Origin of the sequence: Streptomyces sp. NPDC050988 (assembly GCF_044456225.1) — a bacterium.
In the GTDB taxonomy this organism is placed as follows: domain Bacteria; phylum Actinomycetota; class Actinomycetes; order Streptomycetales; family Streptomycetaceae; genus Streptomyces.
This window is the reverse complement of the sequence record NZ_JBITFQ010000003.1, coordinates 533,411-546,447: the sequence shown is the minus strand read 5'-3', so window position 1 is coordinate 546,447 and position 13,037 is coordinate 533,411. Positions and strand designations below refer to the sequence as shown.

Here is a 13,037-nt window from a genome sequence, read left to right as displayed (position 1 = left end):
GCTGGGGCTGGGGTTGGGGTGGTGGGCGCCGGTGGCCGCGGGCTGGCGTGGTCGTCGTCGCTCTCAGCGGCCGACGGGGCGTCGCGGCAGGGGTGACGAATACACGACGCTCGTCGTCACCGAGCCGAGTGTGCCGATCTTGCCCGAGACCTCCTCCAGGTGGCTCATCGAGCGTGTCGCGACCTTGATGACGAAGCAGTCGTCGCCCGTGACGTGGTGTGCCTCCAGGATCTCGGGGGTCGCGGCGACGAGGTCGTGGAACGGCTTGTAGTTGCCGTTCGGATAGCGCAGCCGCACGAAGGCCAGGATCGGCAGTCCCAGGCTCTCCGGGTCCACGACCGCCGCGTAGCCCTGGATGACGCCGGCCTCCTCCAGGCGGCGCACGCGCTCCGTGACCGCGCTCGCGGACATCGAGACGGCACGGGCCAGCTCGGCGAAACTGGCCCGGCCCTCGCGCTGGAGGACTTCGAGAATGCGCCAGTCGGTGGCGTCCGGGGAATACGCGGTCATGGTCGAGAGATAGCAGGGGAATCCCCGGCGGATCAAGCGCAGGGCCGTGGATCACTCCTTCAGGAAGCGGATCGACGGCCGTAGATTTCTGGTCATGAAGTTCCGCGCGGCCGGTGTAGACGAGGCACCGGACCGACCGTTGTGCGACGCCGACGGCGTCGGCGGGACCGGGAGGGAAGGCCAGACCATGACCGCGACCAGCACCACCACGGGCGGTACCCGCACCGACGGCATCATCGCCATCACGGGGGACGCCATCACCGGGGGCGCCATCACGGGGAACGCCACCGCCGGGAACGCCGTCGCCGTGAACCCCGTTCTGCGAGTCGCCTCGGCCTCGCCCGCGGCAGCCGCCGCCCACTTCCGTGCGAGCCTCGCCTTCCACGCCGACGTGTCCGACGTCGCCGCCGCGCTGGCGGCCGACGGCGACCCCGGCTTCGTCGTCCTCGACTCCCGCTCGACGGAGTCCTGGGACCAAGGGCATGTGCCCGGCGCGATCCACCTGCCCACCGCGCTCATCCCGGAGCAGGCGGAGCAACTCCTCGACAGGGCGGTCCCGGTGGTCACGTACTGCTGGGGTCCGGGCTGCAACGGCGCGACCCGCGCCGCCCTCGCCCTCGCCGAACTCGGCTTCCAGGTAAAGGCGATGCTCGGCGGTTTCGAGTACTGGGCGCGCGAGGGCTTCGAGTTCGAGACCTGGGAGGGCCGCGAGCAGCGCGCCGCCGACCCGTTGACCGCCCCGGTCGGCGCGGAGGACTGCGGCTGCTGACCGCCGTACCGCCGCGGTACTGCCGCCGTCGGGACGACGTTCGGACTCAGTCGTGTATCACCTCGCCCGGAGTGCAAAGGAATCGTCAATTCTGGCCCGCCGCGCCATGTAACTTCTGGGCATGGCGAGTTACGCGGGTCCCAGTTCGGTCGAGTGGGTGGAGTCGGGCGGTGGACCGCTCATAGCGATACCGGAAGTGGTGCTGCCGTTCTGGACGGGGGCCGACGGCGACGAGCTGGCCTCCGACTACGACAGAGCGTGCGAGGTGGAGGGCTTCGTCGGCCTGCTGCCCGTCGGCAACACCACCGCCCTCGTCCTCGGCGACGATCCTGCCGCGACGGCGTATCTCCCGGAGCACGGCACCCTCGTACGGTGGTGTGCGGGGGAGTCCGAGCGCGAGCTGCTGGCCGGGGTTCCGGCCGCCCTCGCGGACGCGGCGTGGGAGCGGGAAGTGCGGTGGGAGATCCCCGGGCCCGTCGTGCTGTTCGACGCGGCGTGGCCGGGCGAGGAATCGACGAAGACGGGGCATCTGCGGATCGACCTGGCGCCGGGGCGGTACGCGGTGCGGGCGGCGCACGCCGAGCCGGGGCCCGAGACGTGGATCGGGCTCGTGCAACTGAGGCCGCTCGGGAAGTGACGCGCGGCCTCGGGCAGTGACGGATGGCCCCGGCCGGTAAGTCATGCACGGTCTCGGGGCATGGGGCATGGGGCATGGGGCATGGGGCATGGCTAAGTCATGCACGGTCTCGGGCCCTGGCGCACGGCCTCGGCCGGTGATGGATGGCCTCGCCCAGTGAATGAGGGCAGGGCTGCGACCTGCCCCGTCGAGGGGTGGGCGAGGGGCGGGCATGATGTCCGGGTCCCCGCGCCTGGCGGCCCGCTCGCAGCCACCCACGCGAGCGGAGTCGCGACCGCTCACGCGAGCCGAACCGTCTCGCCCAGCCCGCCCCGCCGGCGCGAGCCGAACCGCCCCGCTGGCCGCGGAAAATGACATGCGGTGTGGCATCGGCGCCGCCCATCATGGTCCGCCATGCCACCCCAACTCCCTTCCCCCCACACCCGAAGCGCTGCGCCGCGACCCCCTCCCGCTGCGTGGCCGTACCGCCCTGGTCACCGGCGTCGGCCGACGCGCAGGGATCGGCTACGCCGTGGCCCGACGGCTGGCCGCGTACGGAGCGAGTGTGTACGCGCACCACCATGTACCGCACGACGCCGACAAGCCCTGGGGTGCGGACCGCCCCGAGGACGTGGTCGCCGGGATCCGCGAGGCGCTCGCCGACCCCGGGGCGCGGGTCGTCGACGGACCGGGCGACCTCTCCGACCCGGCGGCCCCGGCCGAACTGATCGCCACGGCCGCCGACACGCTCGGCGGACGGATCGACATCCTCGTCGCCAACCACGCGCTCAGCGGCTCGGACGGTCCGCTCGACACGATCGACGCCGCGATGCTCGACGCGCACTGGAAAGTCGACACCCGTTCCGTGATCCTTCTCGTCCAGGCCTACGCCCGGCTGCGCGCCGCTCTTCCACCGCGTACGGCGGGCGGGCGCGTGGTGATGATGACATCGGGTCAGGACATCGCGGGCGGCATGCCGGGCGAGATCGCGTACGCCCTTCAGAAGGGCGCCCTCGCCTCGGTCACCCGCTCCCTGGCGACCACGCTCGCCGAGCACGCGGTGACGGTGAACACCGTGAACCCCGGTCCCGTCGACACGGACTACATGACGGGAGACGCGTACGCGGCCGTGGCCGAGATGTTCCCCGCCGGACGCTGGGGAATGCCGGACGACCCCGCGCGGCTCATCGCCTGGCTCTCGACGGACGAGGCCGAGTGGATCACCGGGCAGGTGATCGACTCGGAGGGCGGGTTCCGGCGCTGAGGCGTTCGTCGGGATGTGGTTCGTCGGCGTGCGGTCTGTCGGTATACGTCTGTCGACCGGCGATACGTCTGTCGACGGGCGGCCGCGGCGATGTGCGGTTCGTCGACCGGGCTCGGCGCGGTCAACCGCGTTGCGCCGAGCCCGGTCGCCGTCCCCGTCAGAGCCGGGACAGCTCGTCCACCAGGTCGTCCAGGCCCAGCGACCCCTGGGACAGGGCGGCCATGTGCCAGGCCTTCGCGTCGAACGCGTCGCCGTGGCGCTTCCTGGCGTTCTCACGGCCCAGCAGCCAGGCGCGTTCGCCGAGCTTGTAGCCGATGGCCTGGCCGGGGATGGAGAGGTAGCGGGTCAGCTCGCTCTCCACGAAGTCCGCCGGGCGGCTGCTGTGCGCGCCGAAGAACTCCTCCGCCAGCTCGGGAGTCCAGCGCTCGCCCGGGTGGAAGGGCGAGTCCGCCGGGATCTCCAGCTCCAGGTGCATGCCGATGTCGACGATGACGCGGGCCGCCCGCATCATCTGGGCGTCCAGGTAACCGAGCCGCTCCTCCGCGTCCTTGAGATAGCCGAGCTCGTCCATCAGCCGCTCCGCGTACAGCGCCCAGCCCTCGCAGTTGGCGCTGACGCCGCCGATGGTCGCCTGGTAGCGGGAGAGGTTCTCGGCGACGTGCGCCCACTGCGCGAGCTGGAGGTGATGGCCGGGGACGCCCTCGTGGTACCAGGTCGACACCAGGTCGTACACCGGGAAGCGGGTCTGCCCCATCGTCGGCAGCCACGTACGGCCGGGGCGGGAGAAGTCCTCCGACGGTGCCGTGTAGTAGGGGGCCGCGGCGCTGCCCGGCGGGGCGATGCGGGACTCCACCTTCCGTACCCGCTCGGCGAGTTCGAAGTGGGTGCCGTCGAGTTCCTCGATCGCCTGGTCCATCAGGCTCTGCAGCCATTCGCGGACCTCGTCGACGCCCTCGATGTGCCTGCCGTGCTCGTCCAGGTGAGCGAGCGCCACCCACGGGGTCTCGGCGCCGGGCAGGACCTTCTCGGCCTCCTTCTTCATCTCGGCGAGGAGCCGGTGGTACTCGGCCCAGCCGTACGCGTACGCCTCGTCCAGATCGAGATCCGTGCCGTTGAAGTAGCGCGACCAGCGCGCGTACCGCTCGCGGCCCACGGTGTTCGGCGAGCCCTCGATCGCGGGCGCGTACACGTCGCGCATCCAGTCGCGCAGGGCGGCGACGGCGGCGGTCGCCGCGCGGGCGGCCTCGTCTAGCTCCGAACGCAGAGTCCTGGGCAGCGTCTCGGGGCAGGCGGAGGTGAAGTCCTCGAACCAGCCGCGGTCCGAACCGTCGGTGTCCGACCACTCCGTGAGCTGCTCGACGAACGTCGCGGTGGGGCGCGGGCCCGCGAACAGCTTGCGCTCCAGGCCGAGGGAGAGGGACTCGCGGTAGCCGTCGAGGGCCGTCGGCACGGCACGCAGCCTCCGGGCGATCGCGGCCCAGTCCTCGTCCGTGTCCGTGGGCGTCACGGTGAACACCTCGCGCACCGCGTGTACGGCGGTGTGCATGTTGCCGACGGCCCGCAGGCTCTCCTCGGCGTCGTGCACGCCGAGTTCGGCGGTGAGCCGCTCGCGGAGCAGGCGTGCGCAGCGGCGCTCGATGTCACTGTCCGCGCCGGGCTGCCGCTCCGCCTCGTCGAGCCGCGCCAGTGTGGCCCGCGCGAGTGCCGCGAGCGCGTCCTGGCCGGCGGGCGAGGTGTCGGGCAATGAGCCCGAACTCTCCTTCACTCCGAGATACGTACCGGTGACCGGGTCGAGGGCGATGAGTTCGTCGACGTAGGTGTCGGCGACCTCGCGGGGGAGCGGGTTCTTCGTCTGTGACATGCGGCCATCCTCATACGGGGACGGCCGGTGCGTCAGCCCGGTTTACCGGGCCTTGTGCGACATCGGCCCCACGTCGGCCCGACGACAGCCCGAAGTTAGCCCGATTTCGCCGTGGGCGTGGTCCCCGCGGACTCGGGAGGCAGCAGGGGCCCGCAGTCCCACTGCTGGAAGATCAGCCGGGTCTCGACACGGGCCACCTCGCGGTGTGCGGTGAAGCCGTCGAGGACCAGCCGCTGCAGATCCGCCATGTCCGCGACGGCCACATGGACGAGGTAGTCATCGGGCCCCGTGAGGTGGAACACGGTTCGCGACTCGGGCAGCGCCCTGATCCGCTCCACGAACGGGCCGACCAACTCCCGCCGGTGCGGCCTGACCTGCACGGACAACAACGCCTCCAGGCCGCGGCCCAGCTTGGCCGGATCGAGCCGCAGCTGATGGCCCAGGATGATGCCCGCCCGGCGCAGACGGCTCACCCGGTCCAGGCACGTCGAGGGCGCGACCCCCACCTGCGCGGCGAGGTCGCGGTAGGTGGCCCGGGCGTCGTTCTGCAACAACCGCAGAAGATGAAGATCCACCGGGTCCAGTACGACGGATTCGGCCATGGCCCGAACGTAACACGGACTTCTGCGTCCACCATCCGTTCGGTGTTCAGGCTGCTGTTCATGGACTTCGGCAGCGTTGATGTACGCGACACGTGTGACGACGTAGAGGGAGCGGGCCGGGCGACGGCCGGGGATGCGGCGGCCGGGAAGAGAGGGAGCGGCGTGCGGGGCTCGGCCCCTGAAGCCGCGCCGGGCTTGGCCAGTGGAGGTTTGCGCGCGCTGGCCACCGAAGCCGTGCACGCCGGGCGGGACGATCTCGCCCGGCAGGGGCTGCACGCCGTGCCGATCGATCTGTCCACGACCTATCCGTCGTACGACAGCCGGGGCGAGGCGGCCCGGATCGACGCCTTCGCCACGGACGGGGCCGAGCCGGAGGGGCCGCCGGTCTACGGCCGCCTCGGCAACCCGACCGTCGCCCGCTTCGAGACCGCCCTCGCGCGTCTGGAGGGCACGGAGAGCGCCGTCGCGTTCGCGAGCGGCATGGCCGCGCTGAGTGCCGTGCTGCTCGTACGGAACGCCATGGGCCTGCGCCATGTCGTGGCCGTACGACCCCTGTACGGATGCAGTGACCACCTGCTGACGGCCGGGCTGCTCGGGTCCGAGGTGACGTGGGTCGACCCGGCGGGCATCGCGGATGCCCTGCGGCCGGACACCGGTCTGGTACTGGTCGAGTCGCCCGCCAACCCGACGCTCGCCGAACTCGATCTGCGGGCGGTCGCCCACGCCTGCGGAAGCGTTCCGCTGCTCGCCGACAACACCTTCGCCACGCCGGTGCTGCAACGGCCCGCCGAACAGGGCGCGCGGCTCGTGCTGCACAGCGCCACCAAGTACCTGGGCGGGCACGGTGACGTGATGGCGGGAGTCGTGGCCTGCGACGAGGAGTTCGCCGGGCGGCTGCGGCAGGTCCGTTTCGCCACCGGGGGCGTGCTGCATCCGTTCGCCGGCTATCTGCTGCTGCGCGGGCTGTCGACCCTGCCCGTACGCGTGCGTGCGGCCTCCGCGAACGCCGCCGAACTGGCCCGGCGCCTCGCCGCCGACCCGCGTGTCGCCCGGGTCCACTATCCGCGGCTCGGCGGCGCCATGATCGCCTTCGAGATCCACGGCGATCCGCACGAGGTGACAGCCGCCGTCCGCCTCATCACCCCGGCGGTGAGCCTCGGCAGCGTCGACACGCTGATCCAGCATCCGGCCTCGATCAGCCACCGCATCGTGGACGCGGAGGACCGGCGCCACAGCGGAGTGAGCGACCGGCTGCTGCGGCTGTCGGTGGGCCTGGAGGACGTGGAGGATCTTTGGCGGGATCTGGACGGGGCGTTGGGCGAGTGATGATCGGCCGGTGACGGGTGACGGGTGACGGGTGACGGGTGACGGGTGACGGGCGGTGCGCGGTGGGTCCGGCCGGAACGGCGGCAGGCCCGGCGAACCTCGCCGGGCCTGCCGCCGTCGCGTGATGATCCATCCGCATCGGGACGAGTCGTCGCGCACCCGGCCGTCGCGCGCCGAGCCGCCGTGTACCGAGCCGTGGTGGGACGACGACGAGATCGCTCGCCTCCTCGTCAGTCCCGCACGGAGTGTTCCGGCTGGTGCTGCCGGGCCTCGTCGTACGGCAGTCGCGAACTCACCGGCGTCGCGTCGAGTCGGGCCGTGATGACAAGCGTGCCTTCCTCGATCTGGTAGTCGAGGGGGAGGTCCAGGCCGCGCATGGCGGCGACCATGCCGGTGTTGGACGACTGCGTGACGGCGTACATGCTCTCGCAGCCGGCCTCGACGGCCATCGTCACCAGTCGGCCGAGCAGTTCGCTGCCAATACCGCGCCGCTGCCAGTCGTCCTCGACGAGCAGCGCGATCTCCGTCTCGTCGCCGTCCCAGAGGAGATGCCCGAGCCCGACGATGCGCCCCGACGCGGTCTGCACGGCGAGGGTGCGCCCGAAACGGGGACTGAGCAGGTGGTTGAGGTACTTGTCGGCGTCGCCGACCGGCCCGTGATAGCGCATGCCCAGCGTGCGCGACGAGCACCGCTCGTGCATGGCCTTCGCGGCGTCGACGTCCCCGGCGTCGGCGCGGCGCACGGTGATGGCGTTGCCCTGCGGCAGCGTCAGGACGTCCTGGCGGCGGGGGACGCGCGGACCGAGCCGGGCGTCCAGCTCGACCAGCGCCCGGGCCCGCGCGAACTCGGTGGGCGTGAACGGCAGATACGGCCGCTCCACAGTGATCACTCCGCCTTCCGGGGCACGCAGCCGCATCACAGTGTCCTCAAGTGCCCCCTCGACGGGCGCCGCTTCGTCCGCGCGCTCACCGCGCACCGAACCGGCGGGCAGCGACCGGATCGTGCACCGACCCAGCAACTGCCGCAGTGCCAATGGTAGTTCGGCCGCGTCCAGGGCCGTGCGCGTGGCCAGGCCCAGTACCCGGGTGGGCGCGTCCACGAGGTCGTGGGCGTCGGCCCGCTCGATCCAGGTGCCGGCGCCGCCGGCGTGCGACACCGCCCGGGTGACGTCGGAGGCCGAGACCTGGGCGGGAACCCGCAGCAGGAACTCGTCCACGGTGCCCTCGGTCAGCGGATGCGTCTGGAGGCTGAGGATGTCGACCCGCTGTCCCGCCAGCGCCGCGCACAGGGCCGCCAGCGAACCCGGCTCGTCGCGAACGGTCGTCCGCATCCGCCACAGCACGGTCTCCCCGGCGATGACCTCGGTTGCGGTCGCGTCCGCTTCGGACGCCCCGGCGGTCCGCACGGCGGCGGTCGGCCGGGAGCCGGTATCGCCTGTCGGAGGAGCATGGCCGTGGCGGCGTGACCACCATGTGTGGAAGCCCGCCGTGGCGACCAGTACGACCGCCGAGATCAGGAGGAGGGCGGGGCCGTCGGGGCCGTGCCCGATGAGGTTCGCCACGGCGTCGGCGACCGCCACCGCCGTGAACAGCGCGGCCAGTTCGACGAGATCCCGGCGCCAGTGGTGGACCGGCCGACCGTTTTTCGCACGCGTCACTTGAGACATGTCTTGAGTCATACAGCCACTGTGAAGGATGGGTGTTGCGTGATCACGAACGCTTTGTGACTGATCGGTTAAGTGTGTTTCTGCCCTCTTTGTTGCATTTTTTACGATCCTCTGACGTGAGCCGGCAGTTCAGCCGAACGGCCAGGTCGGGCCCGGGCGTCGGCACCCCGCCTACGCTCAGGCGGCCACCCCGTGATCCAGCGTGGCACGTAGCCGACGGGCCTGGGTGACGAGCCGGGACGAGCCACGCCGGTCCGCCGCCTGTGCGAGATGTGCCAAGCGGCCGCGCGCTCCCGTCCGTTCGGCGCACTCGGCGGCGACGGCCAGCAGCTCCCCGAACCCGCGGGCGGACGTGGCGGCACCGTCCGTCGCGAGATCCGCGAGCGGCACGGGCAGCGCGGCGCGGAGTATCTCCCAGACGGTGGCGTACGCACCGGTCGTCGCCGCGGTCCGCACGGACTCGGCGAGCCGCAGCGGCTTCACCGCTCCACGGTGTATCAGCTGCCCCAGATCCGCGCCGAGTCTCCCGGCGTCCAACTGCCCCCGCGCGGCGAGCACCAGCAGCGCGTCCACCGCGCTGAGCCGGTCCTCCGGGTGACGTGCGCCCAGCCCGCACGCCACACCGAGATGCACGGCCTCACCCGCCTCGCCCGGAGCCTCGGCGAGCAGCGGCAGTACGGAGGCATCGCCACGGGTGCCTTCGACCGCGACCGAGGAGAGTTCGCGCAGCAGTCGCGCGGCCACCAGCTCCGGCCGCCCGGGCACCACCGCCAGCCAGTGGTGCCGCTCGGCCCGGTCCCAGTAGTGGGCGCAGTACGCGCGCGCCTCTAAGAGACCCACGGGCCGGCCGAGCCGTCGGAACGCCGCGGGGAACTCTCCCGGCAATCCGTCGAGTTCGCCGAGTTCGAGCAGGATGCGGACCCCCGAGGTCCGTCGGCTGCTCCTGGGCATGGCCGGGCCGTCGGTGGTGAGCCACAGTGCCAGCCGGTTGCCTTCCGCCGTGCCGAGCGCCGCCGCCTGTTCGGCGGCCGCAGGGGCCGACGTGCTGTCGTCGAGTCGTACCCGGAGCAGCGCCTGTGTGAAGTCGGCGGCACCGGGCCGGGTGCCCAGCCGGCGGTACTCGTCGAGGCGGGCCACCAACTCGTCCGGCTCCAGGAGTCCCGACCCCCAGGTCGGCGTGGCCAGTAGGAACGGCAGTGGGTCGGTGCGCAGCCGGTGGGCCGCCTCCCACAGACGGGCGTTGAAGGCGGCGGCGAGCGCGCTGTGGACGCAGGGGTCCGCGATTGGCCCGTGCTCGACGGCCTTGCGCAGCGTGGCCGTACTCACGTTGCCCAGCAGGGTCGCGAGCACTACCTCCAGACCGTGCGGGCTCGCGCGGAAGTGCCCGTCCACCGAGGTGTACCGCGAGTCGGCGTCGACCCACCAGCGTCTCGCGACCACCGGCTTCAGGGCCTCGGCCAGTGCCTCCCGGTCCCGGAAGGCATGCCGCACCAGGCCGTCCAGGGTGCGCTCGAACGCCGCCACGTCACCCCCGGACGCCAGCAGGGCGCCGACCTCCTCCGCCAGCTCGACCGCGGAGTCCGGTGCGGGTGGGACCCGTGACGGCTCCGGTGCGGGCGGGAGCAGTTCCACATAGGGTTCCGGCAGCCGGTCGGCCCCGTCCAGGCCCAGCGTTTCCGTGGCGCGCACTCGCAGTCCCGGGCTCAACTCACCGGCCGCGTCCGCCACTTCACCCCGGACCTCTGGTGAAGCCGCGGGGAGGTGGCGCTCGACGAGCTTCAGCGCTCGCTCCTGTACGTCCGTGTCCTCGTGCCCGAAGGCCTGGGCCACGGCGGGGAGCAGCTCGGCCGCGCTCGACGGGTCGCGCCGGAGCGCCTTCCCGAGCAGTACGAGCTGAGCCCGGACCAGCTTCTTCTCCGTGCGAAAGAGCACACCGCCGGACATCTCCGCGAGCTGCCGGGGCGTCAACTCGCCGGCCAGCGCTAGGGAGCCGAGCACCGACTGGGCGTGCGAAGCCACCGTGGACACCGCGTCGGAAGCGAGCGCCAGCCAGTCGGCGGCCCGCTCCCGCTCCTCGTCCCGGGTCAGCTCCAGTGCCGTCAGCAGTCGCAGGAACACCCTGCAGTCGGACGGCGCACCGCCGCGCAGCAGACGCGCCACGCAGGCGTCGACCGTGGCCTTCCGGTCGAGAGTGCCTTCGCGGGTGAGCTGCGCGAGCGCGTTGAACCAGCTGTCCGGGCCGTCACCGAACAGCCAGTCCAGACGGCTCCCGATGTCCGGGATCCCGAAGACGGCGGCGACCAGCTCCGCCGTGTACGGGTCCTGACGAAGCCGCTGAAGAACGGTGTCCCCGCGCTGCCACAGGCTTCCGACCTGTTCGATCCAGCCCACCACGTAGGTCTCGGTCGTCGGCACCGGACAGCCCGACAGCCGTACCAGGCCCGACATCAGCTCGTACGGCACCTGGGCGAGCGGCGGGCGTTCCGCGAGCCGGTGCGCCACGTCGCCGAGCCAGTCGCGCTCCCGGTCGCCCAGTACATGGAGCAGCACTCCGGGCGAGGCCTGGGACCAGCGCAGGTCGGCGGCGGTGAGCCAGGTCGCGGTCCCCGCGGCTCCGGTGTGGCAGGCGGCCCCGGCCGCGTGCAGCGCGGGATACGCCTTCCGCGACGCGGCGTCCCAGGGCGCGGCCCGCAACTCCTTGCGGAGGTCCTTCAACGCGGGCAGACACGCCCGTCGTTCGGTATCCGTCATTCCGTCCAGCAGCCCCGCGGCCTCGCCCATCCGCCCCGCCCGCACAGCCCCCAGCAACGCCTCACTCGCCGACACCGCACCGCTCATCGCACACCCCCGTCGATCAGAACCGCTGCTTCTGCCTCTGTCTTGGCCTGTGCCTCTGGCTGTCCGGCCACCGCTCCCCGGCGGGCCATCCGCACGGCCAGTGCGTGCTTGCACGGTCCGCGCCCTCCTCGGTACTTGGCCCACCACAGGCAACTGCAGCTCAGCACACCCGCGTCGTCGCGCACCCGGTGCGCGTGCCCGTCCTGCGCGGTCACCGTTCCGAGCGCACCGTCCAGGACCACCGCGCCCTCGGCGACGAGCGCCCGGGCCGCCCGCAGCCGCGGGTTGTGCCGCTCCACGCGCTCGGCGTCGTAGGGCAGTTCGCGGTGGAAGTAGGCCGCTTCCGCCGTGTCGTACCCGACGCGTCCCGAGGTGCCCAGGCGGACCAGGGCGGCCCGTACGCGCTCGGCCGGCAGGCCCGAGGCGGCGGACAGATCCCCGACGTCGATCCGGGGCTCCCAGGCGAGGAGCACCGAGATCAGCTCCGCGTCCTCGGCGTCCTCGTCGGTGGCCAGCGCGTCCAGGACGCCGCCCTCACCGGAGAATCCCCGCGAAGCTTCCGGGGACAGCGTCAGAGTGAGCCGCATCCCGGGCAGCACGACCTCCCAGGCACTGGCCGCCGCGGAGGCCCCGGCGAGCGAAGGACCGTACGCCCGCAGTGCCGTCGCGTGGCGGAGCACCCGTTGGAGGGCGATCAGTCGCTCGGGACCCGGCAGGCACACGGCGCCGGGCACCGGCCTGGTCGTGGGTCGCAGACCCCGGCCGGCCGGCACGACCCACCCCGCGCTCCGGGAGGTGCCACGCGCCGTGGAACGGGGCAGCGACCGCAGGAACCGCACAGCCTCCGCCGCGGGCAGTTCGGCCCGCAGGTCGAAGCCGGCCGCTACTACCTGGGCCTCGGCGAATCCGCGCAGCCACCGGTCCGGCAGCGGCACCTTCTTCTCCACGACCGGCCCGTCGAGCGTGGTCACGGCCATCTCGTCCGGGCCGACGCGCAGATGCAGCGGATCGTCCGAGCCGATCCTCGACAGGGCTTCCCGCAACGGGTTGTTGACGTCGACGTTCGTCGTGCCGTGGCCCACCTCGCCGCCGTCCAGGCCCGTGTCCAGCACGTCCAGACGCGCGTACACCCCACCGCACCCGGAGAAGGACTCGAAGCGGAGCCGGTCGCCGTTGCCCGTGACCACCGGGTCCAGCGAGGCCCGCAGCTGCTGCTGGTAGTACCGCGCGCCCGCCACGTCGGCCACCGCGAGCAGACCCGCAGCGGCCACCTGAGGCGACGTCAGGAAGCCCGCGAAGAACCGCGGATGGTCCTCGACGCCTCGGGGCGTCGCACCCCGCGAGGTCTCAAGTCCCAGGCGCCGTCCGCCCGGTGCGGACTCCAGCGCGGAGGGTCGGGTGTAGGCCACGGCCTGCAAAGATCGCGTCATGGAAAAACCGTAGAGGCGACCACTGACAATCGGCCCTGACCTGCGAAAACCCAGGAAATGAGCCAACGGCCGTGCCGCGCACCGGGGGATGACTCCGGTACGCGGCACGAGGTTCGAGAGTACGGGACCTGCCGACCGGCGCAGGCGCGATCTC

General features: G+C 72.3%; 10 protein-coding genes. 4 read left to right on the top strand and 6 right to left on the bottom strand.

The genetic code is table 11. The annotated features are described in order from the left end of the window. Positions 1-63: 63 nt before the first annotated feature. A complete protein-coding gene (locus ACIBEI_RS10675) occupies positions 64-510 on the bottom strand; it encodes an Lrp/AsnC family transcriptional regulator (protein ID WP_143644218.1) in 447 nt (148 codons plus the stop codon). 187 nt (positions 511-697) lie between these two features. On the opposite strand from ACIBEI_RS10675, the gene ACIBEI_RS10670 reads away from it, so the two are divergent. The 3 genes from ACIBEI_RS10670 to ACIBEI_RS10660 all read left to right on the top strand — a co-directional run bounded on the left by ACIBEI_RS10670 (position 698) and on the right by ACIBEI_RS10660 (position 3,159). Then, positions 698-1,279 carry a rhodanese-like domain-containing protein gene (locus ACIBEI_RS10670; RefSeq protein ID WP_398887406.1) on the top strand — a complete coding sequence of 194 codons (582 nt, stop codon included), beginning with the start codon at positions 698-700 and terminating at the stop codon, positions 1,277-1,279. Between the two features lie 121 nt (positions 1,280-1,400). After that, entirely contained in the window at positions 1,401-1,916 is a 516-nt protein-coding gene (locus tag ACIBEI_RS10665) for an immunity 21 family protein (RefSeq protein WP_398887163.1), read from the top strand. A 355-nt stretch (positions 1,917-2,271) separates the two neighbouring features. Continuing rightward, positions 2,272-3,159, top strand: coding sequence for an SDR family oxidoreductase (locus tag ACIBEI_RS10660; protein WP_398887161.1), 888 nt, complete (start codon positions 2,272-2,274; stop codon positions 3,157-3,159). Between the two features lie 157 nt (positions 3,160-3,316). On the opposite strand, the gene ACIBEI_RS10655 is transcribed toward ACIBEI_RS10660, so the two are convergent. Together ACIBEI_RS10655 and ACIBEI_RS10650 are read right to left on the bottom strand one after the other, a co-directional pair. Further along, on the bottom strand, positions 3,317-5,020 hold the full coding sequence (locus ACIBEI_RS10655) for a DUF885 domain-containing protein (RefSeq protein ID WP_398887159.1): 1,704 nt from the start codon (positions 5,018-5,020) through the stop codon (positions 3,317-3,319). Between the two features lie 95 nt (positions 5,021-5,115). Continuing rightward, complete coding sequence (locus ACIBEI_RS10650) at positions 5,116-5,622, bottom strand: Lrp/AsnC family transcriptional regulator (protein WP_398887157.1); 507 nt, start codon at positions 5,620-5,622, stop codon at positions 5,116-5,118. Here ACIBEI_RS10650 and ACIBEI_RS10645 point away from each other — a divergent pair. Beyond that, a complete protein-coding gene (locus tag ACIBEI_RS10645; protein WP_398887155.1) occupies positions 5,584-6,948 on the top strand; it encodes a trans-sulfuration enzyme family protein in 1,365 nt (454 codons plus the stop codon). The genes ACIBEI_RS10650 and ACIBEI_RS10645 overlap by 39 nt on opposite strands. Before the next feature lie 230 nt (positions 6,949-7,178). On the opposite strand, the gene ACIBEI_RS10640 is transcribed toward ACIBEI_RS10645, so the two are convergent. The 3 genes from ACIBEI_RS10640 to ACIBEI_RS10630 all read right to left on the bottom strand — a co-directional run bounded on the left by ACIBEI_RS10640 (position 7,179) and on the right by ACIBEI_RS10630 (position 12,883). Beyond that, positions 7,179-8,615, bottom strand: a complete 1,437-nt coding sequence (locus ACIBEI_RS10640) for a GNAT family N-acetyltransferase (RefSeq protein ID WP_398887153.1) — start codon at positions 8,613-8,615, stop codon at positions 7,179-7,181. 177 nt (positions 8,616-8,792) lie between these two features. After that, positions 8,793-11,453 (bottom strand): DUF6493 family protein, encoded by a 2,661-nt coding sequence (locus ACIBEI_RS10635; protein WP_398887151.1) that lies wholly within the window; start codon positions 11,451-11,453, stop codon positions 8,793-8,795. Next, on the bottom strand, positions 11,450-12,883 hold the full coding sequence (locus ACIBEI_RS10630) for an SWIM zinc finger family protein (protein ID WP_398887149.1): 1,434 nt from the start codon (positions 12,881-12,883) through the stop codon (positions 11,450-11,452). The genes ACIBEI_RS10635 and ACIBEI_RS10630 overlap by 4 nt, the downstream gene beginning before the upstream one ends. Between the last annotated feature and the right edge of the window lie 154 nt (positions 12,884-13,037).